At 60.3% G+C, this 23,542-nt stretch carries 19 protein-coding genes and 1 pseudogene; 13 read left to right on the top strand and 7 right to left on the bottom strand.

Translation table 11 applies throughout. The features are described 5' to 3' along the window. Positions 1-22: 22 nt before the first annotated feature. Positions 23-1,321, bottom strand: a complete 1,299-nt coding sequence (locus AC5ZG5_RS30280) for an efflux RND transporter periplasmic adaptor subunit (protein WP_456644990.1) — start codon at positions 1,319-1,321, stop codon at positions 23-25. A 1,145-nt stretch (positions 1,322-2,466) separates the two neighbouring features. Between AC5ZG5_RS30280 and AC5ZG5_RS30275 the strand changes: the two genes are divergently transcribed. The 4 genes from AC5ZG5_RS30275 (at position 2,467) to AC5ZG5_RS30260 (ending at position 6,764) form a co-directional block, all read left to right on the top strand. Further along, entirely contained in the window at positions 2,467-3,093 is a 627-nt protein-coding gene (locus AC5ZG5_RS30275; RefSeq protein ID WP_130227199.1) for an HD domain-containing protein, read from the top strand. Positions 3,094-3,205: 112 nt separating this feature from the next. After that, the gene (locus AC5ZG5_RS30270) at positions 3,206-4,384 is read left to right on the top strand and encodes an MFS transporter (RefSeq protein WP_456644991.1); all 1,179 of its coding nucleotides are present in this window, start codon (positions 3,206-3,208) and stop codon (positions 4,382-4,384) included. Positions 4,385-4,650: 266 nt separating this feature from the next. After that, the gene (locus AC5ZG5_RS30265) at positions 4,651-5,376 is read left to right on the top strand and encodes an alpha/beta hydrolase (protein ID WP_456644992.1); all 726 of its coding nucleotides are present in this window, start codon (positions 4,651-4,653) and stop codon (positions 5,374-5,376) included. A gap of 101 nt (positions 5,377-5,477) precedes the next feature. Then, complete coding sequence (locus tag AC5ZG5_RS30260) at positions 5,478-6,764, top strand: flavin-dependent oxidoreductase (protein ID WP_456644993.1); 1,287 nt, start codon at positions 5,478-5,480, stop codon at positions 6,762-6,764. 97 nt (positions 6,765-6,861) lie between these two features. Here the strand turns inward: AC5ZG5_RS30260 and AC5ZG5_RS30255 are convergent. From AC5ZG5_RS30255 to AC5ZG5_RS30245, 3 genes and pseudogenes are all read right to left on the bottom strand, one after another. After that, positions 6,862-7,364 (bottom strand): annotated as a pseudogene (locus tag AC5ZG5_RS30255) (transposase); the annotation flags it as partial. A 94-nt stretch (positions 7,365-7,458) separates the two neighbouring features. Next, on the bottom strand, positions 7,459-8,409 hold the full coding sequence (locus AC5ZG5_RS30250) for a c-type cytochrome (RefSeq protein WP_456644994.1): 951 nt from the start codon (positions 8,407-8,409) through the stop codon (positions 7,459-7,461). Between the two features lie 172 nt (positions 8,410-8,581). Next, a complete protein-coding gene (locus tag AC5ZG5_RS30245; protein ID WP_456644995.1) occupies positions 8,582-9,025 on the bottom strand; it encodes a helix-turn-helix transcriptional regulator in 444 nt (147 codons plus the stop codon). A gap of 799 nt (positions 9,026-9,824) precedes the next feature. Here AC5ZG5_RS30245 and AC5ZG5_RS30240 point away from each other — a divergent pair. From AC5ZG5_RS30240 to AC5ZG5_RS30225, 4 genes are read left to right on the top strand one after another with little or no spacing between them, the layout of a single operon-like run. Next, positions 9,825-10,961 carry an ABC transporter substrate-binding protein gene (locus AC5ZG5_RS30240; RefSeq protein WP_165435307.1) on the top strand — a complete coding sequence of 379 codons (1,137 nt, stop codon included), beginning with the start codon at positions 9,825-9,827 and terminating at the stop codon, positions 10,959-10,961. Next, positions 10,958-11,152, top strand: a complete 195-nt coding sequence (locus tag AC5ZG5_RS30235; RefSeq protein ID WP_456644996.1) for a hypothetical protein — start codon at positions 10,958-10,960, stop codon at positions 11,150-11,152. Before AC5ZG5_RS30240 ends, AC5ZG5_RS30235 begins: the two co-directional genes overlap by 4 nt. Next, on the top strand, positions 11,127-12,158 hold the full coding sequence (locus tag AC5ZG5_RS30230; protein ID WP_456644997.1) for an ABC transporter permease: 1,032 nt from the start codon (positions 11,127-11,129) through the stop codon (positions 12,156-12,158). Before AC5ZG5_RS30235 ends, AC5ZG5_RS30230 begins: the two co-directional genes overlap by 26 nt. Next, on the top strand, positions 12,152-12,949 hold the full coding sequence (locus AC5ZG5_RS30225) for an ABC transporter ATP-binding protein (RefSeq protein ID WP_456645017.1): 798 nt from the start codon (positions 12,152-12,154) through the stop codon (positions 12,947-12,949). Before AC5ZG5_RS30230 ends, AC5ZG5_RS30225 begins: the two co-directional genes overlap by 7 nt. Before the next feature lie 108 nt (positions 12,950-13,057). Here AC5ZG5_RS30225 and AC5ZG5_RS30220 read toward each other — a convergent pair whose 3' ends face one another. Further along, on the bottom strand, positions 13,058-13,435 hold the full coding sequence (locus tag AC5ZG5_RS30220) for a winged helix-turn-helix transcriptional regulator (RefSeq protein WP_130227207.1): 378 nt from the start codon (positions 13,433-13,435) through the stop codon (positions 13,058-13,060). Between the two features lie 86 nt (positions 13,436-13,521). Here AC5ZG5_RS30220 and AC5ZG5_RS30215 point away from each other — a divergent pair, with 86 nt between their 5' ends. Together AC5ZG5_RS30215 and AC5ZG5_RS30210 are read left to right on the top strand one after the other, a co-directional pair. Then, positions 13,522-14,700 (top strand): alkene reductase, encoded by a 1,179-nt coding sequence (locus AC5ZG5_RS30215; RefSeq protein WP_456644998.1) that lies wholly within the window; start codon positions 13,522-13,524, stop codon positions 14,698-14,700. Between the two features lie 397 nt (positions 14,701-15,097). Continuing rightward, positions 15,098-15,670 (top strand): OsmC family protein, encoded by a 573-nt coding sequence (locus AC5ZG5_RS30210; RefSeq protein WP_130227209.1) that lies wholly within the window; start codon positions 15,098-15,100, stop codon positions 15,668-15,670. Between the two features lie 119 nt (positions 15,671-15,789). Here AC5ZG5_RS30210 and AC5ZG5_RS30205 read toward each other — a convergent pair whose 3' ends face one another. Beyond that, a complete protein-coding gene (locus AC5ZG5_RS30205; RefSeq protein WP_130227210.1) occupies positions 15,790-16,224 on the bottom strand; it encodes a tetratricopeptide repeat protein in 435 nt (144 codons plus the stop codon). Positions 16,225-16,688: 464 nt separating this feature from the next. On the opposite strand from AC5ZG5_RS30205, the gene AC5ZG5_RS30200 reads away from it, so the two are divergent. Then, entirely contained in the window at positions 16,689-17,672 is a 984-nt protein-coding gene (locus AC5ZG5_RS30200; RefSeq protein ID WP_456671226.1) for an integrase core domain-containing protein, read from the top strand. A gap of 487 nt (positions 17,673-18,159) precedes the next feature. On the opposite strand, the gene AC5ZG5_RS30195 is transcribed toward AC5ZG5_RS30200, so the two are convergent. Further along, the gene (locus tag AC5ZG5_RS30195) at positions 18,160-19,563 is read right to left on the bottom strand and encodes an FAD-binding oxidoreductase (RefSeq protein WP_456645000.1); all 1,404 of its coding nucleotides are present in this window, start codon (positions 19,561-19,563) and stop codon (positions 18,160-18,162) included. Between the two features lie 888 nt (positions 19,564-20,451). Here AC5ZG5_RS30195 and AC5ZG5_RS30190 point away from each other — a divergent pair. Further along, on the top strand, positions 20,452-21,390 hold the full coding sequence (locus tag AC5ZG5_RS30190) for a helix-turn-helix domain-containing protein (protein WP_456645001.1): 939 nt from the start codon (positions 20,452-20,454) through the stop codon (positions 21,388-21,390). A gap of 786 nt (positions 21,391-22,176) precedes the next feature. Then, positions 22,177-23,406, top strand: a complete 1,230-nt coding sequence (locus AC5ZG5_RS30185; protein WP_456645002.1) for a cupin domain-containing protein — start codon at positions 22,177-22,179, stop codon at positions 23,404-23,406. Positions 23,407-23,542: the final 136 nt, after the last annotated feature.

Genomic DNA, 23,542 nt, shown 5'->3' with positions numbered 1-23,542 from the left:
TCGTTCCAGTCTCAGTTTTTACTCAGTCTTGGCCATCGGCGATTGCGTCGTAATGGATCGCACCATCCTGCGGCACGACTTTCGTGCCTGGCCTAGCGCGCACCAGTCCGTCGATGACGACCCGGTCGTTCGGTTCAAGCCCCGATCGGATCACCCGCAGGCCGCCTCTAAGATCTCCCGGTTGCACGACCTTCGGCACCACGGTCGCGTCCGGAGAAACCGTCATCACCAGATGTTGCGACTGATCGAGCACCAGCGCCGAATCGGGCAGCAGGAGAGCCGGCGTCGGCGCCGCAACAGCCACACGAAGCCGCGCGAATTGACCGGGCGCGAGAAACAGATCCGGATTTGGCACGGTAGCGCGGGCGTGGATCGTTCCGCTCGAGCGATCAAGAGCATTGTCGAGGAAATCGAGGGTTCCGTGCCGTTTGAAATTGGTCTCGTCGCTCAGGCCAAACGCGATCGTGTCGGCGAGCGGGCCTGCAATGGGTGCGCGTTCGCGTGAAAACGCCAGGTAGTCGGATTCACTCATGTCAAAGTCGAGATAGAGCGGATCGAGTGAAACCAGCGTTGCGAGCAAGGTGGTCGGGCTGACGGCCGCTCGGCTGCCGGCGATCAGGTCGCCGATCGAAACCTGGCGGGCGCCGATTCGTCCGGTAAAAGGCGCCGTGACCCGGCAATATTCGAGGTCGAGCTGGGCATCTCGGATGCGGGCTCTGGCGTCCTCCACCGCGGCCTGCGAGGCATGCTGCTCATTGGTGCGTTGGTCGACCGTTTCCTGGGTCGCAAAATCATCACGCCGGAGCGATTGTGAGCGTGAGAGCTGATTGTTTGCCAGCGCGAGACGCGCTACTGCGGTGTGGAGCTGGGCATTCGCCTGCGCAAGTTTGATCTCGTAGGGGCGCGGGTCAATCACGAAAAGCAGGTCGCCCTTGTGTACGATTTGCCCATCCTTGAAATGAATTTCGGTGAGGACACCTCCAACCTGGGCGCGCAACTCCACGCGGTCGATGGCCGAGAACTGTCCAAGGAATCCGAACCGGGAATCGACGTCTCGCCGCAAGGGTTCGCTTACTGTTACCGGAAGTGCTCCGGCTTGTCGCGGCGCCGCGTGATCATCTTTGTAGCGGGAGAATGGGAAGTAACTGAGCGCTAGGGCTACAAGAGCCGCGCCTGTGCTCAAGAACTTCCACCGTCGTTGCGGGGGCGAGGAGCCGAGTGACTTTTCGAGCTCCGAGCGATTGCTAATTTGATCCATTGACCGTCCATATCTCTCTGCATGACGTTTCTCGTTTTGGAGAACCCTTTCGGTAAGAGCCAATCCGATTCTCGGCAGGAGCGGCACCCGGAAACATCTCAACGCAGAGGCGCTATCAACGAAAGAGATGTGCCCCATCAGATCGTTTGACAGTACCAAGATCGGTGATTCTGATTGCACCGTACTGTGCTGCGGCGGCGCCGGTCGGATATCCGGACCCCCGTGAGCCCAAATGTTGTCTCCCTACTGAATAGAAAGTCCAACGTCTGGTCTCCGCAGGACCGAAGACAAGGGCTGACGTGAACGCGCGTTTGCCATGGTCGGGTTCGGCATCAATGTGAAACGAGCGCGCCAACGCCGCAGGCGCTGCGCAATGCGGTTAGGCGTGTCCTCGACACGCACAGCTATCGTGTGCGTGCACTGCCCATGTGCCGAAGGAGTTCGCGCGGATCGACACCCGCGCGGAGATTCTCAGCATTGTGAGCAGTCATCGCATAATGCAGTTGATGTTTCATCCGCTGCGATGAGGCAGCCAGCGTAGCTCTGCCGAACGATTTCACGCGCCCAATTTCGCGAGTTGCAAGCAACGATCTGGGCGTCGTCGTCGCATCTAGCGCTCTAGGGTTCACTCGATCAGCCTGCCAGCTGGCGGCTAGGAGGAGAGCGCCGCTGCCCGCCGCTCAGGGCAGCAGCAGGTCTTGGCCGGCCGGTCGGTGCGCTGGTGGTGAAGGGCTCGGAAAGAGCGAGTGAGAGATGCCAGACCCTTCCAGATCCACGGCGTCGGCTCGCCAAACACCCAGACCGCTTGCAACTTTATTCGTTCCCGACGCCAACGCCCTCAACGTCTCGATCATGTTGGAGGAGATTGGCCTGACGTACGAAGTGCATCTGGTCGACTCCAGCACGACTAGCAGCAGACGTGGGAATTTCCTCGTTGAATCCTGCCGTTAGAGTCCGGCGATCCGCGGCCCGACGCTGGGCCGCGGCGGCCGCGCCACAAAACGGTCGATGGGGAGCGCAGTCATAGCGCGATGGTACACGCACAATTGCAAATCTTGGTACTGCTTTATGGCTAGGACGATACGCATCTGCTCGCCATGACCAGCGGCCTGAGCGACTCCGATCCAACTTCAATCTCTTGTGTCAAGGTTGTCCAAAGCGGAAGGCGTCGCTCGCCAGAGCTTCGATGCTTGCTGAGGAGAATGCAGATGACGAACGACATTTTCGGCGTAAGGATTCCCGATAGCAAAATGGCGCGCGACGTAACGCGGCTCATTCGCAACGCAGAGGACGACCTTCTGTTTTACCATTCCACTCGGGTCTATTTTTGGGGCGCCCTGATTGGAACGCGGAAGCGCTTAACGTTTGATCCAGAACTTCTCTACACAGCAGCGATGTTCCATGACATCGGCCTTACCGACGGCTATCGGGAGAGCCAGCTTCCCTTTGAAGTGGACGGCGCGAATGCCGCGCGCGAATTTCTTGAGAACTATAGTATCTCTGAAAGAGATATCCAGAAAGTCTGGACCGCAGTGGCCCTTCACGCGACTCCGGACATCCCGGAATACATGCATCCAGAGATCGCCCTGGTTCAGGAGGGGTATGAAATGGATGTTGTGGGTCGGGGCTCTGACTATTTTCAAAGCGAACAACGCGAGGCAGTGATTGCCGCCTATCCGCGTAGCAAAGACTTCAATCGTGAGATCATCGAGGCATTCTATCAGGGGGTGAAGCGGAGACCCGACAGCACATTTGATATTGTTGCATTGAAGGAGCCGAACTTTCGGCGCGCGAGCTTATGCAGCATTTTTTTGGGCTCCCACTGGAAACACTGACTATTCGTCCAAACCTCTGAACTGTCCCGAGCATAACCGTTGCTATATGCAGCGCCGAGAAACATCGGTGCTGCGCCGGCACCCAGGCGCTAACAAACCAAGAAGGCCAATCATGGATCGTCGACTACTTGTTCTCGCCGTTGGAATGTTCGCTGTTGGAACGGATAATTTTGTGATCGCTGGTATATTACCGAGCATTTCGATGTCGCTGAATACTTCCGCCAGCGCTGCGGGACAAATGGTGTCGATTTATGCATTGTCATTCGCAATTCTGGCCCCAGTCATAGCCGCTCTCGCGGGCGGATGGTCACGCAAATTCTTGCTAATGTCCGCGCTCGGAATCTTCGTGGTCGGCAACGCGCTTAGCGCGGTTGCGACCGACCTCAATACCGTCCTTGTCAGCCGCGCCCTGGCCGGACTCGGCGCGGCGATGTTTGCTCCCACAGCGCTCGGCGCAGCAGCCTCGCTCGTTGCGCATGAAAAAAGGGGGCGCGCCCTTGCAATCGTCACAGCGGGACTTGCCGGTGCAACCGCACTGGGAGCGCCGATCGGCACGTTTATCGGAGGCTTGGGCGGGTGGCGTGGCACACTCTGGTCCGTCGCTGGGCTTGGCCTGATAGCGATGATCGGCGTCTCACTAATGCTTCGGACCATCCCGACACCTCCGCGTATCACCCTGCGTGAAAGGCTCCGTCCGCTCCACGATAGTCGCATCGCGCTGACATTGCTGACCACTTTATTTGCTTACGGCGGCTTGTTGATGGTCTACACGTATATTGGGCTGACGCTCGATCACATCACCAAGGGTAACATCGGTGTCCTGGCCGGAATACTGTTTCTTTGGGGCGTGGCGGCAACCGCTGGCAATCTTCTGTCAGGCAGGTTAGTCGACCGTTTTGGTAGTCGTGAGATCATCAATGGCGCGCTTATCGTCGCTGCGATCAACTTCGCGGCTCTGCCGTGGACCTCCGCGCATATAGGCACGGGTCTAGTGAGCGTCGCGATCTGGGGCATCTCCGGCTGGGGGCTGAACGTTCCGCAGCAACATCGGCTGGTGACGCTTGCGCCGCACGTCGCGCCCCTGTTGCTGGCCCTCAACAACACCGCACTATATGCGGGGCTTGCCTGCTCAGGCTTGCTGGGCGGCATCGTCATTCTCGTTATCGACGTGCACTATCTAAGTCTGGTCGGTTCAGCGTCAATATTCGTTGCGCTTGTTATGGCTGAGTTGGCACATATCCGGATCATCCGGCGAGCGTCGCTCGAGCCGCGCGAAACAGCGGATGCATAACCCGCCGCATCACGACGGAATGCTCCAAGGCGGTCATTTCAATGCGAATGAACGTGGATGCGAAGCAACCATCGCTCAATGGTACATCGAGATTTGCTAATCTTGGTTCTGTTCCAGATCAGGCGTCCCCCTATTTCTTCATCAGTAGCGCCGGTCGACGCTGATCCACCGTAACCATCGATCCTTGAACGTTCGATTGTCCACCGGGGAATGCGATCAAACGGATGTGGCCTGCAAAAATCATTTGATCGTGAAAGGCAAGGTGAATGGCGAGCTACGTGCTTATACATGGCGCTTGGCACACAGGTACCACCCTCCAGGGTGTGGCGTCCCTGATCCAGGCCATGGGACATGATGTCCACACCCCTACGATAAAAGGAAACCGACCTGGTGACTCGAAAGCGGTCGGCTTGTCAGAAGCCATAGAGTCGATCGTCGAATATTTGGAAGAAGCCGGCACCCAGGATGCAATACTTGTCGGACACAGTTACGGTGGAATGGTGATTACAGGAGTGGCCGATCGCATTCTGCACCGCATCCGGCGCCTGATCTATTGGAACGCCTACGTTCCCAATGATGGAGAGTCCATCCAAGATATGACCTCGCCACATCAAGTCGCCGCGATAGAGGCCCTCGCAGCAGAACGGAATGATGGCTCGGTCGTATTGCCGTTCCCTTTCTTTCGTGAAGCTTTCATCAATGATGGTGACCTTGAGACAGCGCAAAAAGCCTACGAAATGCTCAATCCGCACCCGATGCAGACATTCAGGGACAAGATCCGTCTATCCGCCAATCCGGCCGACATGAAAGTTGGAAAATCCTATATCAACTGCACCGAGGATACAGTGGCCCCGCATAGCCATCCCTGGCATCCGAGACTTTCGGAGAAGCTTGGGCTTTTCCGCCTCATCCAGATTCCGGGGTCTCATGAAATAAGCTTCACACATCCGGAGCGGATAGCGAGGGCCATCGTAGCGGCCGGCCGCGACTAAGTCAGATGTCAATGTCGGTAATCGAGTTTGTCGCTTCGGGGAGGACGCCGGCGGCTCGAGCCGCAACAGCTCGGCAGATCCTGTGACGAAAGACGATCCGGATGAACAAGAATCATGGGCCACCGACCAGCAGCGTGCCGCGCAAGGGCCACGATGGATCCCTCAATGGGCGCGTTCTTATTGCGGGAGGGGGAATCGGCGGACTGACGCTGGCATTGTCGCTGCATCAGTTGGGCGTTCCTTGCACCGTCTTTGAGGCCGCCACGGAAGTCCGGGAGCTCGGGGTGGGCATAAATATCCTCCCACACAGCGCCCGCGTGCTCATGTCACTCGGCCTGTTAAGGGAGCTCGACGATGTCGCCATCCGCACGCGCGAACTGCGGTATCTCAATCACCTCGGACAACAGATATGGGCTGGCGAGTGCGGCCTCTGGGGCGGGCACGATGTGCCCCAGCTCTCAATCCATCGTGGCAGGTTGCACGGCGTTCTGTGGCGAGCGGCGCAGGCGCGATTGCCGGTTGGCGGCTTGCGCAACGGTTATCGCCTGCACGGATTCACTCAGGGTAGCCATGGCGTCACGGCGCGCTTCACGCTAGCCGACGGCACGGAGGCGGAGGAGCGTGGCGATGTGCTGGTAGGTGCTGATGGCATCCACTCAGCGTTGCGGGCCCTGCTGCATCCTGGCGACGGCGGCATCCGCTGGCAAGGCAGTCAGCTGTGGCGAGGAGCAGTGGATTGGCCTGTTTTCGAGGGCGGCAATGTCATGCTGATTGCCGCCGACTCGATGGCTAAGCTGACCGTCTATCCGATCGCCGAGGGCAGATCGGCGGGAACGTGGCTGACCAATTGGGTGATGAACGGGAAGGTGGCGGACGGCGCATCGCCGCCGCCCCGGCGTGAGAACTGGTCTCGCCCCGGCAAGCTCGAGGAGGCGCTGCCGTTCGCAAGGCGCCTGCGGCTACCCTTCCTCGACATCGAGGCGCTGATCCGGGCCACGCCGCAGTTTTTTGAGTACCCGGAGTGTGATCGCGATCCGCTTCCCTGGTGGACGCGAGGTCGCGTGACGCTGCTGGGCGATGCGGCACATCCCATGTATCCCACTGGCTCGAACGGCTCAGCCCAGGCCATTCTCGATGCGACGTGCCTGGCGAGGCTTTTGTCCGAACTGGCGCCTGAGGCAGCGCTCAGCGCCTATGAGGCTGAGAGACGACCCAAGACTGCCGAGGTCGTATGCAACAATCGTAGAGGGGGGCCCGAGCGCGTGCTGGATCTGGTGGCCGAGCGGGCACCGAAAGGCTTCAACCGCTTGGAGGACGTGATCACGACCGCAGAGCTCGCTGACATAGTTGGCGGCTATGCGCGATTAACAGGGCTCGCCAGCCACTAGTAGCACTTGCAGGCAGCCTTATCGACGGCTTCGAGAAGACACGTGGTCTTCTGTCATGCCGCCGCGGCGCCCATAGCCTGCCATCGATTGGGCCCGACCTTTCAAGGGCGACCCAGACGGCTTGCACGAACACGACGCGCGGGTAGCGATTGCCACGCTTCGACATCTTGGCGAGATTTTGTGCGTCGCCGGTCGAGATCTGCATGGGAACCAGTTCAAGCCAAGCGGCGAAGCCGCGGCCATTGGCAAAGCTATCGCCGATTCCAATCGCCGCCACTATGGCACTCCAGATAATGGGTGCCCGGGATGCCCGTCAGTCGTTCACATCCGGCAGCTTGCCTGCTAAGCTCTCCGACCGATACTTGCTCGATCCGGACATCGAGTTGACGCCAATCCGAAGCCAGCCCTTACAAACGCACCATGCGCGGCGATAGCCTCGGGTGGCGCGGCCAGGACGGGCGGCAATTCCGTTCGCGAAAAGTGTTGTCCTTGTCAAACCGCAAATGCCGCGTTCCAGCATAAAGGCGCGGAGTGCTTGATGATGCCACTACGCTGCCTGACCATTCGCTCGCGGACCCGATGCAATGACTGCAGGTCGAGCACGGCGTTTATGAATGCGCCGGGCCACGCGATCGCGCGCCGACAACTCCGTCGGCCCACTCCAGTGTGCTGATGCTCGCAAATACAACTGGCACTAAAAGTTGGGCATATGCGTCAGATACTGATAGATCGCGGCCAGCTCGTCATCCTCCATTTTTCCGACAGAACGCCACGGCATTTGCTCGCTGATCTGGTGACCGTTGGGATCGATGCCGGTGCGCATGGCTGCAATGAAACCGGCCAGCGTCCAGTCCTTGACCAGATTGAGGTCCGGTCCGAGCGGCGCCAACTGCCCGGGCACGCCGCCGGTCAGGTTCTCGCCGTGGCATGCACGGCAGTCCTGATACGTCAGGATGTACTCGCCAAACTCAAAGGTCGGCCCTTTCAACGGCCCTGAGACATGTCCGGTGACGATCGGGTTGCCGCTTGGCAGCAGGTCTGCGCCGAGCATGGCAAGGCCGAGCAGATTCATGTGATCGGGCGGATCCGGCGTCGGATTTCCTGCCGCCGGCACACTACGGATATACGCGATCACAGCCTTGATGTCGTCGTCGCTCAGTCGGCCGGCCCTGACGTAGGACATCATTGTCAACCACCGGCCCTCCGCGTCAACGCCGTTGCGAATGGCGCGGAAGATCTCGCCATCCGACCAGTGCTTCAATGGCCCGGCCGGAGTAAGATTTGCAGCCACGAAGGACCCAATTGGAACCTGGAGTTCTACGGCGAGATCGTAGCCGCCGGTGAGCGTGCCAGTGTGTGAATGGCAGGCGCCACACAGACCGTCGGAGATATCCTTGCCACGCGCAACGAGTTCGGGGGTTACCGCAACCTTGATATCAGGGATGGGAGCCGAGCGGCTGTGCTGCTTGATCATCCCCAGCGACGTGAGCGCGCTGGCAGACAACACCGCAACGGACAGCAGCGCCAACAGGCTTGCGCCACCCCATTTGATGATGCGGTTTTTAACACGCCATGTGCGGAAACCAGACCAAGCCAATAACGCGGCGATGGCGATCAACGCCACCAGCGCAACGATGTTTTGCATTGCTACTCCTAGACAAATGATGCGCACGGGAAAGTGAACTGAGCAGAATGGAATCTGCCGGTCGTTCACGCTGACGACAAATCTCGCGACGCAGCCGTCGGCGTCGTGCCATCAAAGCTAGGCCACTGAGCAAGCGGCGTCGTGGGCCTAACGCGCCCTTTCGTGCCTTACGTCACGCACGGGGTTGAACGTTGTCGCCCTGCACATGAACGCCGGGTGCGTGACCGAAGCGTTGGCGGAATGCCCGGGCGAAGTTAGTGTAATCGCGATACCCGCAATCGTATGCGATCGTGCTCAGAGGCTGGCCCGACTTCGACCCCCGACGCCTAATAGCGCGGGCCGCTTGATCCAGGCGCACTGATTGAATGAAGCCGCTGCAGGTACAACCGTGGTTCGTGAACAGTTTTTGCAGGTAACGTAGCGAAATACCGACCTCGGCAGCAATCTCACTCGGACCGAAATCTGGGTCGGCAAAGCGATCCTTGATGACATCGCAGATGCGCTTAAACAACCGATCCGAATGAAGGGGGCCTGGTACTGGGTCCAGCGGCGCGAATACCGCTCCGAGCAGATCGTAAGCCGCTAACTGCATATAGTTGGCAGCCGAGGTTGGCATCGGTTGCTCGGCGTCGACGGCGTCCAGAACGAGTTGGAACAGCAGGCGTGATGCACGCGTTCCACAGTGGCCAGACTTTCGAACTTTGAAACTTTCGAACTTGGCCCAATCCGGACATTGCTTGTCGAGCGGTTCACTCCGTCTCGCGCGGCGCGGGTCGATCCTCCGGCGACTGCAAGCACAGGCCGAACGCGTCTGTCCAAATGCCGACCACCCAGCGCCGCAGTGAAGCCGTGATGAGAGCCGCACGTTTTGACGCGCTTCCTTGACGCGAACCAGTGCCGGTCGATGCGCGGCGGCAGCTTGATGCTGCCGTCATCTGTGCGCGGCCATCGAAGACGCGATTGTCGTGGCGTTTGATCACGACATCGTGCGTCCGGGCCGGCGCAACAGGGCATGGTGCAATTGGAATGATCAATCTTGGTACTGTTTCGATAAGCCGACAGCGCACATTTTTGCCTGATCGTCACCGGGATCGCGTCGGGTTACAGCGCTGTTGCGTCGTGTCGATGCGGGTCTCATGCAAACTCAAGCGGGGTAACAGTGGCCGAACTCGGGTCGCTGATCATCTGCGGCCAGTACAGCTTCCCGATTCAGCAGATGGCTTCGGCGTCCTGCCGTCTCCGTGATGGAGTTGGCGTTTGCTTTCACGATCGATGCGATCGAGCGCCGCTTCACACGCGCGCAACGTTGCAGGCACGACAACGTGAAAGTCGACATTGCGGCTCGATCTTGCACCACCATGCGCATTCACTGCACCCTCTCAACCCGGACGTTCTCGATGATTCAGGAGCAAGGAATGAACGACCCTCAGGCATCCTCAAGACCGGCTTCGCCCGATCTCAGTCGGCTCGCGCCGTTGTCGCGACGCAAGTTTGTCGGCTTCACAGGAGTGCTGGGTGCCGCTGCTCCGTTTGCTGTGTTGAAAGCGGCGAACGCGTTCCCCGGCTTTGGATCGACAGCCGCCGCAAACGGCATCGGCGACATCCCGATCTGCCGAGCATCCGAGAGCACTTACGCCGATCCAAAGGGGCCGCCACGACACATTCGCTTTGTGTACAATGGCACCGGGATCTGCACTGCGGCGGTGCCGGTCGCTTTGCATCACGGGTATTTTGGCAAGCATAACCTGGATGTCGAATTTATTCAGGTCGCCGGCGAGACCGACCAGATGCTGCAGGCGCTTGCGACGGACAAAGCCGACGCCGGTTCGAGCATGCTGCTGAATTGGCTCAAGCCGCTTGAGCAGGGCATCGATGTGAAGCTCACAGCGGGCCTGCACGGCGGCTGCACACGCCTGTTCGCCGGCAAGACATCGGGCATCACCGATATCACGAAACTCAAAGGCGGGACGATCGGCGTGTCCAGCATTTCCGGCTCGCCCCGCAATTTCTTCGCGATCTTGCTGTCCGACAATGGCATCAACCCGGAAAGCGACGTTCAATGGCGCGAGTTTCCGGCGGACCTGCTGCCGATCGCGCTAAAGCGCGGAGAAGTCCAGGCGATCGCCGACGCCGATCCGACAGCGTGGCTGATACAGCATCGCAGCAACGGCGAGCTGGTGGAGATCGCCTCGAATCTCTCCAGCGACTACGCCAACCTGTCCTGCTGCACGATGGGTGTCCGTGCCTCTCTATGGGCAAAAGATCCCGCGACTGTCACCGCCTTGACGAATGCCATCCACGATGCGGCCGTCTATGTCGCCACCAACCCCGATGACGCCGCTGAGGTCTTCGCACCATACACACCGAAAGTTCCGGTCGCAGACCTTGCGGCGATGCTGCGCAGCCACACGCATGGACACCATCCTGCGGGCGATGCGCTGCGTCGGGAAGTCGTCAGGATCACGAGCGACCTCAAACGGGCGTCGATCATCAAGCAGAGTACGGATCCCCAAAAGCTCGCCAACCGCGTGGTCGTCGACGTGACCGGTTGATCGAAGATGCCGAAAGACGCGACCACCGCATGGGCATCAATATGAGCTCACCGACCGACCAGCTTCTGGAGTGCATCGCTATGGGCAAGACCGATGCGAACGATCTAAAACGCGTCTCGGTCTTCAAGCCGGGCGCGGATACCGCGAAATTCGCCGAGCGGATTTATGTCGACGTATTCGACAGGGTCTAAGACGCCGGCACTGGCGCGATCTACCGGAGATAAAGCCGCCGCCGCGAGCCATTCGCTGTCGTTTCCGATATCGGTTGCGAAAAATGCGTCGGGTGCGTTGGCAGCCTTGGCGTGGACCGGCTTCGGACTTTCCTGCCTGCTGTGGCAAGACCTCGGCGATTGGTCGCGGACCCATGACGTGGCGGTCGCGTCATTCGTGTTCGCTGGTGGCATTCTCACCGCAACTCTGTTTGGCCGGTTTGGCAGCGGCCTACAGTCGCGGGCGCCATGGCTGCTGGCGTTTGGGCTGTTCCTGACCATATGGGAAATCGCGACCGCCAAGTTCGCATGGCTGCCATTGCCGTTCTTTCCGCCGCCGCAAGCCATTGTCGAAGTCTACACCGACGACTGGCCGAAGCTTCTGGCCAGCACCGTTGCATCGGTGAAGCTTCAGCTTGTCGGCTATGCGCTCGGGGCAGCGATCGGCTTTCTCGCCGGCGTATTGATTGGATGGTCGCGCGCCGTCGGCTATTGGGTACATCCTGCCCTGCGCTTCATCGGGCCGCTGCCCGCAACGGCATGGCTGCCATTTGCCTTGTTCACGTTTCCGTCGAGCTGGAGCGCGAGCACGTTCCTGATCGCACTGGCCACCGGGTTTCCGGTCACGGTGCTGACCTGGTCGGGCGTCGCAAGCGTCGGCAATGCCTATTACGATGTCGCGCGAACATTGGGGGCGAAGCCTTCCTTCCTGGTGCTCAAGGTCGCAATTCCAGCGGCGCTGCCGCACGTGTTCGTAGGCCTGTTTATGGGTCTTGGATCGTCCTTTGCCGTTCTGGTCGTTGCCGAAATGATGGGCGTCAAGGCCGGGCTCGGGTGGTATTTGCAATGGGCGCAGGGCTGGGCAGCTTACGCAAACATGTATGCGGCGCTGATCGTTATGTCGTTGTTGTGCTCCGGCGCGATCACCCTGCTGTTCAGGACGCGCGACCGGCTGCTGGTCTGGCAGAAAGGCGTCGTCAAATGGTAGCGGTTGCTATCGCTGAAACTGATCGGCCGGCTGCCGTCGGCGCGTCGCTGAATGTCGAGGGCGTCAGCCACGCCTTTGACATCGATGGCGCCGCGCTGCCGGTACTGAATGACGTTAGCTTCAACGTAAGACCGGGCGAATTCGTCGCGCTGCTCGGTCCCTCGGGATGCGGAAAGTCGACCTTGCTGCGTCTGGTGGCCGGGCTTGAACCGCCGCGATCGGGCGCGTTGTTCGAAGATAGTCGTCCGATCAATGGGCCGTTCCCGTCGCGGGTGGTGGTATTTCAGGATCCGACGCTGTTTCCGTGGCGAACCGTCTGGAAAAACGTTGCGCTCGGGCTCGAGGCCCAGGGTGTCTTAAAGAGCCAACGCCCCCGCGTCGATGCGGCGCTCGACCTCGTCGGGCTTTCTGCGTTTCGCAACGCCTACCCGCATCAGCTTTCGGGAGGAATGGCCCAGCGGGTCGCGCTGGCACGAGCGCTGGTGAACAACCCCAGGATACTTATTCTGGATGAGCCGCTCGGCAAGCTCGATTCGCTGACACGCATCTCCATGCAGGCGGAAATCGCCGCGCTCTGGCAGCGCAGCGGCTTCACCACGCTGATGGTGACGCACGACGTTGAAGAGGCGGTCTTCATGGCCAACCGCGTCATCGTATTCAGCGACCGCCCCGCGCGCGTCAAGGCCGACATGACGGTCGATCGTCCCTTCCCCAGGCACCGCGGCGATCCCAAGCTGGCGGAGTTACGGAGCAACATTCTGGGGCTGCTTGGATTGGATGCGAACTGGTGAGCAGCGGCCGGGCGTTGACGGCACGTGCGATGTCTCGTCGTGGGCGACAGCGCCTGCGCGAGGTACATCGAGACCGCGCTGGCGCGCCTGCGCGGTAACCGATAGGCGTCAGGTCGGACGATCGCGGACGACAGCATCGCATGGCAGAAGCCTATCGAGCTCATCGAGCTCCTTGGCGTGATGGGCTCCCCATTCTATGAGGGAATCCAATACGGGCCGCAGGCTTTCGCCGAGCGGGGTGAGCAGGTATTCGACCCCCTGACGATCGTCGGCGCTGGGCTGCCGGCTCACCGTTCCATGTTCCTCAAGCGCTCGCAGCTGCCCGATCAACACCTTCTGCGAGATGCCGGCAATGCGCTTTTCCAGCTCGCATGTGCGTTGCGGGCCGTCCAGCAACACGGAAAGGATGACCGCCTTCCAGCGTCCCGAAAAGACGCCTAGCGCGCGCTCGACCGGCAAGCCGGGTAGTCTCTTGATGATCTTCATCCGCCGACCACTGACCAATTCGTGTGTAGATCGGAACGACTACCGAAGAATAAACCTTCGGCAGAAATCTGATCGGAGGATGATCTATGGCCGACCTGTTCGAAACTCAACTGCTTGGCGGCACTGTTCCGCTGAAGAACCGCATCGTCATGCCACCCATGACCCGCACGCGAACGTCCGAAGGCGACCTCCCGACCGATGGTGACCTCCCGAACGAGATGATCGCCACCTATTACGGCCAGAGGGCCAGCGCCGGCCTGATCATTTCCGAGGTCAACGACGTGGATCAGTCCAGTCATGGTTACGCGAGGATACCCGGAATCCACTCGGAAGCCCAAATGCAGGGCTGGCGCCTGGTGACCGATGAGGTTCACCGGCATGGCGGCACGATCTTTATGCAGTTGTGGCACGTCGGCAGGTTGGCCCATTCCTCGCTTCTGCCGAACGGCCAGGCCCCGGTGGGCGTGACCGGCGAAAGGGCTGCGGGTTCAGAGGTGTTCGCCCATGGCCCGGACGGACGGTTGCGTTTTATGTCTGTGGAGACGCCGAGGCCTCTCAGCACGGATGAGGTGTCGGCCATGGTGGGCACCTTCGCCAAAGCCGCCGCCAATGCACGGGAGGTCGGATTCGATGGTGTCGAACTCCATGCGGCCAACGGCTATCTGATCGAGCAGTTCATGAACTCGGTGCTCAATACGCGCACCGACCGTTACGGCGGGGGCAGCATGGAAGATCGTACGCGCTTCCTGATGGAAGTCGTCGATGCGGTGGTGGCTGAATTCGGTCCGGGGCGCGTGGGTGTTCGCCTGTCTCCGTTCGGCAAGTACGGCTCCATGCCGGCGGACCCTCTTACGGAGGAAACGTTTCTGTACGTTGTCGAGCAGCTGGGGCGTCGCGGCGTGGCGTACATCCATCTGCTCTACGAGCTACTGCCCGAAGGAAACATGGAGGCGGCGGAGTTCAAGCCTCGGTACCTCGACCACGCGCTGCTTGCCAAGGCTCGGGCGGTGTTTCCTGGCGCCTTCATCTGGTGTGGCGGCTTCAATGACCGCGAGCGCGCCCAGGCTTCGCTCGACACCGGGTTGGTGGACCTGATCGCCTTCGGCAGACCATATATCGCAAACCCGGACCTTGTTGAGCGTCTCAAGCACGGCTGGCCGTTAGCCGTAGCGGACCGATCAACTTATTACACCCGACGCGGCGAGGTGGGTTTCACGGACTTCCCTGCTTATCCGATCGGTAGTGCTGCACGCGATGCAGCCTGACCGCGGCGGTGGGTCGAGGCGTCCGGTGCCGGGCGGTTTCTGCGGACGAACATTTCTCGTCACCGGTGCCAGCAAAGGCATTGGCGCGCACTCTCAACGCGGCTCGACGATGCCGATCATCATGTGGTCGGCATCGCCCGTGGCAGGCCAGTTGTATCACCGGGCAGACCCTATTCGTCGATGGCGGTGGATCGACCGGAAGGGTGGCCATCTGAACCGAAAGTACAGGGCGACAAGGACTACAATTCCGTCGTTCAGGCGCCCAGCACCCACACTTCAGCAAGGTGCTGTCGAGCTTGATCACTGAAAAGCAGGGCCAGCGCATCCAGCAGGCGCTTGCGACGCTGCAATAATCCAAACGTGAAGTCTAACCCAACCCAAGCAAAGGAGCCCCATGATGGGTGCACCAACGAAGACTGCCGACTCCACCGTCGTCAACGGCATCAATGTCGACGACCTGGTTGCGCTGATCGACGACGTCAAGCGCAAACCTGCCAAAGGCAAGACGAACTGGCACGCCGTCACGACCTGGCAGGGCCAGACGCGGAGCCGCGCCGAAATCGAGCGTTATGAGATGGGCGGAGAAAAGGTGCCGCGCCGGTTCTGCATCGACATCGACGAGCCTCGCGAACTCGGCGGAACGAACCGTTTCGCCAATCCGCAGGAGCATCTGATCGCGGCGCTCAACGCCTGCATGACCGTCGGATACGTGGCGCAGTGCGCGGTGCGTGGAATCACCCTCGAAAGCCTGTCGATCGAAACCGATGGCGAGATCGATCTTCGCGGCTTCCTCGGGATCGATCCTGCCGTGCCCCCAGGCTACGAGACCCTCAGATATACCGTCCGTATCAAGGGTAGCGGCACAAAAGAACAGTTCGTCGAGGTCCACGAGGCGGTCATGGCGACCTCGCCCAACTTCTACAATTTATCCGAGGCTGTGGCTCTCAAACCTGCCTTGATCGTCGAGTGATTGCACGCTGGTGCAACCCCGGACGAAATCTCGGCCGTACTGCAGCTGGCCGCCGCGCTCTCAAAGGCAAACTGGTCGATCCGATGCTCTTGACACGACCGCCGAACTGATCGCGGCGATCAAGGTGTCTTGGCTTCGGATATAGCAGTAACATCAGGATGTATGTCATGACTTTCAGCGATTCGTCCCTGCCGCCGGTATTGCCCGAGGATGCCGCGCCACTCGTGGCCACGGTCGCGGGGAAAATTTGACTGGCTCTGGATGGCACTCGTGGCCCAGGACAGACCATCTTCATACCATCCAGCAAAGAAATGAGCGTATGCCATCCAGGTTTGAATCAAAAACAAGCGAGGATCGAGAGGACTTAGGCGAATTGCCGCCGAAAATTGCTCAATCGCAGCGTCGTCATTTCCGAGATAAATATTTGTCCAGCCTTTCCAATTGCGCGCCAAAACCGAATTGGGATCGAGGGCAATGGCGCTTGCACAAAGAGCTTCCCCTTTCTCCGGCTCTTCGAGTACGTATGAGTACGCTTGTCCTGACAACGCAAGCACCAGAGGATCATCCTGGTCGAGCTGTATCGCTCGTTCGGCAAGCTGCCGGGTTTCAGCCCGCTCTTGGGCAGCATTCCTTGTCCACGCCCACGCTTTCTTCTGTCCAAAATTACTTGCTGCAAAAGCGTAGGCCCGGGCGAACGCAGATCGAGCGAGATTGCAATTTTCGTCAGCCTGAGAGCTTCAACATTTCCCTTTCGGGTTTGCTGGTAGGCGACAAACAGCGCGCGAAGATAGTAGTCATAAGCCTTCAGATTCTCCGTTGGCTTGCGCCGGACGCGCTCCATTTCGGCTCGCTCAAGCTGCGGAGAAATAGCGCCTATGACGCTGCTTGTTAAGCGATTCTGCAAATCAAAAATGTCTGCGAGATCTGTGTGTACCGAAAACCTTATCCGAGTTGATGAGGTGACGGAATCGCCTAAGCTGGAAGAATGATCGGGCTACTCTGTTTTGTTTTGGCGGTCTTGGCTTCGCCATTCAAGTCGAAGTTGCGGCTTGAAGCGGAGAACGCGGCGCTCCGACATCAATTGATTGCCTTAAGGCGTAAGCTGCATGGTCGCGTCCGGCTCACCAACGATGATCGCTGGTTCTTCATTCAGCTGTATCGCTGGTTTCCATCGATCTTGCAGGTCCTCACGATCATCCGGCCCGAGACGCTCGTGCGTTGGCATCGGGCCGGCTTTCGCCGCTACTGGCGTTGGAAGTCGTACCCACAGGGAGGGCGGCCGCAGATCGACGCCGAACTGCGCGCGCTGATCCGGCACATGAGCATGGAGAATCCGCTTTGGGGCGCGCCACGCATCCATGGCGAACTGCTCAAGCTCGGCTTTGAGCTGGCGCAGTCGAGTGTCGCCAAGTACATGGTTAAGCGGCGAGGCCCACCAAGCCAGGGATGGCGGACCTTCCTGCGTAACCACGCGCCGGACGTTGCCGCCATGGACTTGTTCGTTGTTCCCACCATCGGTTTCGACCTGCTCTATGCATTCGTCATCATCCGACTGGACCGCAGAGACTTGGTCTTGATCAACATCACAAGAAATCCGACGGCGGAATGGGTTGCACGTCAGATTACGGAGGCCTTTCCTTGGGATGAGGCCCTAAAATACCTCATTCGCGATCGCGATCGCATCTATGGCAGCCTCGTTACGCGCCGATTGCGCGCCATGGGCATCCGCGACAAGCCTGTTGCACCGGCCTCGCCGTGGCAGAATGGCCTTGCCGAACGGTTGATCGGATCGATCCGCCGCGAGTGTTTGGACCACATCATTGTCCTGGGCCAGGTGCATTTGCGTCGGGTTCTGCAATCCTACGCCGACTATTACAATCGTGTCAGAACGCATCGGTCGTTGGACAAAGATGCGCCGGTTTCTCGCCCGGTTCAGCGGACCGCAAGCATCAAATCGTTCCCCATTCTCCGCGGACTCCATCACCACTATGTCCGGCTTTAGGTTTTCGGTACACACAGGAGCTTAGCTCTGCTTCTATGGTCTCAACTCATCCCTCGCAACATAGTCTTCCGCTAAAATGCTAAGCTCTTTCGCACAGCCAAAGCATGAAGAAATCTCCAGCAACCATCTTTCGAAAAAGAATCGGGATTGCAGAATCGAACGCTGACGCACGTCGCTGTAGGTCCTTCAGCATGGCTCGCGTTCGTCGTCAGGATGCCCGTCTTGATCATCGCCCGCGCCTTGAGCTCCTCCGAGCGCGCCTTCGGTCCCCGCCTGAAAAGAAAATCGCCCGCCCGTAACTCCAGCGAGTCGCTCTGCCTTCGGCTCTCTATATTGATTTCAATACAGCACCGAGCAAGGCTTGGGCGGCCGCGCGGAATTATATCGAGCCCACCGAATTGAGAGTTCGTGTGACCGCCTATTCAGTAGCAGCTTCAGTAGCAGCCAAAATCGCCAGCTCGCCGTGATGCCGGGCGGCTTTGTCAAATCAGGTGGCCGGAATCACATTGTGGTTGAGCCGGAACATGTTGGCCGGGTCGTAGGTTTTCTTGATGGACGCCAAGCGCGCGTAGCGCTCCGGCCCGTAAATCGCCGCGCCGTCGGCCGCCTCATCCGGCGCGAGGTTGTTCACGAAACGCCGGTCGCCCTGCCAGGGCTTCATGCCGTCGAGCAGCTCGGCGACCGACCTCTTGAGTTGCTGCTCCTGCGACAGCGGACCGGCCGAGACGCCGAGCAGGCTGTACGGCAGGCCCCTTGTAGCTACGGCGTTGGGCATCGCCGGCTCCCGGTCCCACGCCCCGCCCAGGGCACGAAGCTCGGCGATCACCAGGGCGGTCTCGGAATCCGGACCGACCAGTTCGATCAGTTTGTCCTGCGCCTGCGCCGGAAACTCTCGCAGCATGATGCCCCGTTCGTAGTAGGGCAGCGGGTCGGTCGGCTCGCTGTGGATCGACGCGACTTCGGTGTACGGCATGTCCCGCACGGTGTCCAGGACTGCCGGAGCTACCGCCCGCAGCGGCGCTATCATCCGCTCGCCGTCCGCGGTCGTGCCGTTGTAGGCGATCCGCACGGACACCAGAAACTTCCCGCGTACAGGCTCGGGCACTCCGGGCACCGACGGCATCCGCATCACGGCGATCGACGTGACCATGCTCTCCGGGGTGCTCGGGTGCCAAGCGGTCCAGGCTCTCAGCACGTCCGCCGTACGCTCACCGGGGAAGTAGATGCCGCCGCCGTAAAGGCGGGTCACCGGGAACAAGTCGAATTCCAGCGCAGTGACCACTCCGAAGTTGCCCTTGCCGCCGCGCAGCGCCCAGAACAGGTCGGGCTCGGACTCGGCATCGACATGCCGCAGTTTGCCGTCCGCGGTCACCACGTCGAGCGAACGCACGTGGTCGGCGGCGTAGCCGTGGGAGCGGCCGAGGGTCGGGCTGAGGCCGCCGCCTAGCGTATAACCGGAGACTCCCACGGTGGGGTTTGACCCGTTCAGCGGGGCCAGCCCGGCTTTGGCCGCCTTTGCGATGACCTCCGACCATAGGGCTCCGGCGCCGACCCGAGCCGTGGGGCCGGCCACGTCGATCGTTATGTCGTTCATTCGATGAGTCGCGATCACGACGGCGCCGCGCGCCTGGCCGACAATCTGGTGGCCGGTTGTCTTCACCAGGACCGGCCGGTGCTGCTCCGCCGCGAAAGTAACGGCGGCCTGGACATCGCGCGCGCTCTCCGGCACCACGATCGCCGCAGGCACCAGCTCGTGATTCAGATTCCAGACGGCGCGTTCGTCATCGTATCCCGCCTCGCCCGGCAATAGAACCGAACCCGCGACCGCAGCCAGGAGGGGCGCGGCATCTTCCGGCAATACCGGCGGCAGCGACGCATCGTTAAAAGCCATGACATACATCCCTGTTTCTAGTGCCATACCCAAGCCAAGACGCGTGGACGGTCCGAAAAGCCTCTGTTGTTCTCCTCCGCCGTTCGTGATTACGGGTGTGTGGGTGGGGCCTGAATTAGTGCGGTTCCGAAACCAGACGCGCCTCACGTTAGGCCGCCGAGCGGGGCCGCGTCGTGGGTCGAACGCGCCCTTTCGTGCCTCGCGTCACGCACTGGCGTCGCCCGACGAATTCGACGATTGACTGGAGTATGCCAGCGGCATGCAAGTCGCCGGTGCAGAATGGTGTCGCTCGCGATCTCGGCGGCGAGGTCGAGGTCTCGGGGGGGCAAGCAGGACGAGAGCGTGATCCTCCGTCGATCTCGTCGAGGTGAAGGTCGCCGCGGACAAGACCGCGTAAGCCGCGGTGATCCGCTATCGGCGGGTTTGTAGAAGAACAGGGTGACGAAGAGCAGGGTGGTAAAGGAATCTGAAGGGATCACCAAGTCAACCCAGAACCAAACATACCAGGTGAGAACCGGACGTAGTAGGAATGTTGGATGCGGAGCATGTTGTCCGGCTCTGCCGGGAGATCAACGAATAAGTACGCGCTAACAACTAACCTATTGCCGGCGCCTCACAACCCGGTAGCCAGGGTTCGCGTTCCTGGTTGCGGTGCTGATCGGCCTCTCGGCGTGGCTTCATTTACCTGGGACCTGGGCCTTCATCTTTAAGCTGGCGACCCGATCGTCTCAGCGCTGCTCAGCTCATCACTGCCGGGTGTCACGATCGCGCGCTTCTCCAACATTTGATTGCGCGTGGCGTTGAAGAGTCGGATCGGAGCCCTCTTTTAGGAGCTTCAAACCACAGCCTTAAGGGATCTTGGTGACAATGCGGAGTGCTGACCGTCTGATGCGCAGTGCTGACCTTCTGCAGACGCCCGAGTTGAATTACGAACAGTGGAGGGATCTGTTGCGCCCGATTTGTGGGCTGCACACGATAGACAACCCTGAAGCCTTTGCCGGCCGAGTTCGACCCCGGGACATCTTCGGACTTAATGCGTCGGAGATTAGGAACAACAAATGCCGTTGCGAACGGACACAAAGGGATATTCGCCTTGACGGCCTTGATCACTGCTTTGCCGTATTTCAGGTCGCTGGACGATCAACGATCATTCAAGATGATCAGGCCGTAGCACTGGGGGTGGGAGATGTCGCGTTCGTAAATTGTGCCCGCCCGGTGACGTATCTTAATGATGGCCACGAACAGTGGATCACACTGCAGTTGCCTCGCCAGCGTCTGATTCGTGGCGTTGGATTCGAGCCGCGCGGCGGCCTTACTGGCTGCTCTGGAACGCCTGCATCACGCCTGCTATTCCAACTCGTTCTGGACGCCGTCAACGAAGAGGTATCTACGCCTACGTCGGCCGGCAACTATATGCAATTGGCGGTTTTTGATCTGCTCGGAGCGCTATTAGCGCCGGAAGATCCAGCACCGAGGTCCCTTCATTCGGATCGATTGTTCAGGCGCATCTGCTTTGTCGTCAAAGATCGCTTTGCCGATCCGGATTTCGGTCCATCTAAGATTGCGGCCGAGGTCGGTATTTCGCTACGTTATCTCCAAAAACTGTTCACGAACCGCGGTTGTAGCTGCAGCGGCTTCATTCAATCAGTGCGCCTGGATCAAGCTGCGCGCAGTATCAATCGTCGGGCATCGATGAAGTCGGGCCAGAGTCTGAACGAGATAGCCTACGCTTGTGGGTATCGCGACTACAACAATTTCGCCCGTGCGTTCCGCCAAAGGTTCGGTCACGCACCCAGCGTTCACCTACAGGGAACGACGCCAACCTAGTGCGTGGCGTAGCGGCCGCGGCGGCGCGTTAGACCCAGGACGCCGGCCGCGCGGTAGCCTGTCTGAGATGGCAGCTGGCGACGGCCGCGTCTCGAAATGTATCGTCAGCGTGGACCATCACAGATTCCATTCTGGTCAGTTCGCTTTTTCGCGCGCAGCATCAATTGGCGGCCTCTCAGTCTGGCGAGTACATCCCGACATATCAGGACTGCCGTGAGTCCTACGGCGAGAACCTAACGCCGTTGGTTGCGCCTTGACGGGCTATCAGCTTTTCGACTTAGGCGTCGACTCTTGGCCGAAACGATCTGGCTTCTGCAACGGTTTCTATGCGCAGCCCTTCGAGTTCTTGCATTGATGTCGCAGGACTTCGGCAGCCGGGCCAAGGACGTGCGGCAGAACAGCTGGCGCTGAACGAAGCAAGCTACACGGTCTCGCCGAAAGTTAATTGTCCTGCGCGCGAGCAGCCAGTTGCCGACGCCTCAGCATCCGCCGGTTGACCGCGGGAGAGCGTCGGCGTGAGCGGTCAATCGGCCGCGAACGTCAGTTCATTGATATCGAGGCTGCCAGTGCTAATGTTAGTGCGCCCTGTCGGAAACTGCTGGAAATCGTGCTAACAAGAAATATCGACGCTGGCTAAAGCTTGCGGAGAAAGCAGGGTACTCCCAACTCCTCGTTCGCGGTTGGATCGCCTACTGCATTGATAGCGTGAACCGCTTCCGTCCGACGACGCACGGAGAAGTCAAGCACCGCGTCGTGCGCAGCAGCAGCCCCTTAGGAGAACCAAGCATGGATTCCATTTCCCGTCGGCATCTATTGGCGGCAACCGCCGCCGGTGGTCTTCTTACGACTGCGGGTCTCGCGCATGCGCAAACCGGAGGCGCCGCTACTCCACAGCCACAGCGGCCTGGTCACGGCGGCACCGATCCCGGCCCGCGCAATCTGATGCGGGATCAGCAGAACCCGGATCTGTTGGTTCCGCCATCGACCGATCATGGCACGTTGCCGAACCTGCGCTTCTCGTTTTCCGATGCGCATGTGCGGCTCGAGCCGGGCGGCTGGACCCGCCAGGTCACGCGGCGCGAGCTCGGGGTTGCGACGTCCATCGCCGGCGTGAACATGCGTCTGAACGCCGGCGGCGTGCGCGAGCTGCATTGGCACAAGGCGTCGGAATGGGCCTACATGCTGTATGGCAAGGCGCGCGTGACGGCCGTCGATTCCGAGGGGCGCTATTTCGTCGACGATGTCGGTGTCGGCGACCTCTGGTTCTTCCCGGGCGGGACCCCGCACTCGATCCAGGGCCTCGGTCCCGACGGCTGCGAATTCCTTCTCGTCTTCGACGACGGCGACTTCGACGAAGACAACACTTTCCTGCTCAACGACTGGTTCCGGCGCGTGCCGCCCGACGTGCTGGGTAAGAATTTCGGCGTGCCTGCCGCGCTGTTCGGCCACACCCCCGAGGAAAGCGAACGCTATATTTTTCCCGCGCCGATACCGGGGCCGCTCGGCTCCGAAGCCATACCGGGCGCACAGGCGGCGGAGACGAACTACACGTGGCGGATGATGGAGCAGGTGCCGATCAAGACCAGAAGCGGATCGGTGCGGATCACCGATTCCCGTCTGTTCCCGATCAGCACCACGACCGCCGCGGCGCTCGTCGAAGTCGAGCCGGGCGGATTGCGCGAGGTGCACTGGCACCCCAATGGCGACGAGTGGCTCTACGTCATCGAGGGGCAGACGCGCATGGGCGTGTTCGCCGGCCAGGGGCAGGCCCGAACGTTCGATCTGCAGGCCGGCGATGTCGGGTACGTGCCGGTGGCGATGGGGCACTACCTCGAGAACACGGGGCCGAACACGCTGCGATTTCTCGAGACGTTCAAGAGCGACCGCTTTGTCGACTTTTCTCTAGACACCTGGATGGCAGCCACGCCGCCCGAACTGGTGCAGGCGCATCTGAACCTGGATCCACAAGTGATGAATGGGCTGCGCAAGGCCAAGGCTCTGGTCGTGCCCGAATAACGGCGTACGTCGGAGTGCGTCGCGGCGCACTCATCGGCCGCCGACGGTGAACCGGGGCTGGCGGGACCCGCCGCCAAGCTTGCGGTGGACAGAGGCTCCGTGGTTCGCCTCAGCGGCAAAGCCTCAGCCTCCTGCT

This window comes from Bradyrhizobium sp. Ses1 (assembly GCF_059512365.1).
This window is presented reverse-complemented; position numbering and strand designations above follow the sequence as displayed.

Excerpts from the sequence above, each read along its gene's own strand:
- AC5ZG5_RS30275 (WP_130227199.1), top strand. The coding sequence starts at position 2,467 with ATGACGAACGACATTTTCGGCGTAAGGATTCCCGATAGCAAAATGGCG.
- AC5ZG5_RS30270 (WP_456644991.1), top strand. The coding sequence starts at position 3,206 with ATGGATCGTCGACTACTTGTTCTCGCCGTTGGAATGTTCGCTGTTGGA.
- AC5ZG5_RS30265 (WP_456644992.1), top strand. The coding sequence starts at position 4,651 with ATGGCGAGCTACGTGCTTATACATGGCGCTTGGCACACAGGTACCACC.
- AC5ZG5_RS30260 (WP_456644993.1), top strand. The coding sequence starts at position 5,478 with ATGAACAAGAATCATGGGCCACCGACCAGCAGCGTGCCGCGCAAGGGC.
- AC5ZG5_RS30250 (WP_456644994.1), bottom strand. The coding sequence starts at position 8,409 with ATGCAAAACATCGTTGCGCTGGTGGCGTTGATCGCCATCGCCGCGTTA.
- AC5ZG5_RS30245 (WP_456644995.1), bottom strand. The coding sequence starts at position 9,025 with ATGCCAACCTCGGCTGCCAACTATATGCAGTTAGCGGCTTACGATCTG.
- AC5ZG5_RS30240 (WP_165435307.1), top strand. The coding sequence starts at position 9,825 with ATGAACGACCCTCAGGCATCCTCAAGACCGGCTTCGCCCGATCTCAGT.
- AC5ZG5_RS30230 (WP_456644997.1), top strand. The coding sequence starts at position 11,127 with ATGTCGACGTATTCGACAGGGTCTAAGACGCCGGCACTGGCGCGATCT.
- AC5ZG5_RS30225 (WP_456645017.1), top strand. The coding sequence starts at position 12,152 with ATGGTAGCGGTTGCTATCGCTGAAACTGATCGGCCGGCTGCCGTCGGC.
- AC5ZG5_RS30220 (WP_130227207.1), bottom strand. The coding sequence starts at position 13,435 with ATGAAGATCATCAAGAGACTACCCGGCTTGCCGGTCGAGCGCGCGCTA.
- AC5ZG5_RS30215 (WP_456644998.1), top strand. The coding sequence starts at position 13,522 with ATGGCCGACCTGTTCGAAACTCAACTGCTTGGCGGCACTGTTCCGCTG.
- AC5ZG5_RS30210 (WP_130227209.1), top strand. The coding sequence starts at position 15,098 with ATGGGTGCACCAACGAAGACTGCCGACTCCACCGTCGTCAACGGCATC.
- AC5ZG5_RS30195 (WP_456645000.1), bottom strand. The coding sequence starts at position 19,563 with ATGGCTTTTAACGATGCGTCGCTGCCGCCGGTATTGCCGGAAGATGCC.
- AC5ZG5_RS30190 (WP_456645001.1), top strand. The coding sequence starts at position 20,452 with ATGCGCAGTGCTGACCTTCTGCAGACGCCCGAGTTGAATTACGAACAG.
- AC5ZG5_RS30185 (WP_456645002.1), top strand. The coding sequence starts at position 22,177 with ATGGATTCCATTTCCCGTCGGCATCTATTGGCGGCAACCGCCGCCGGT.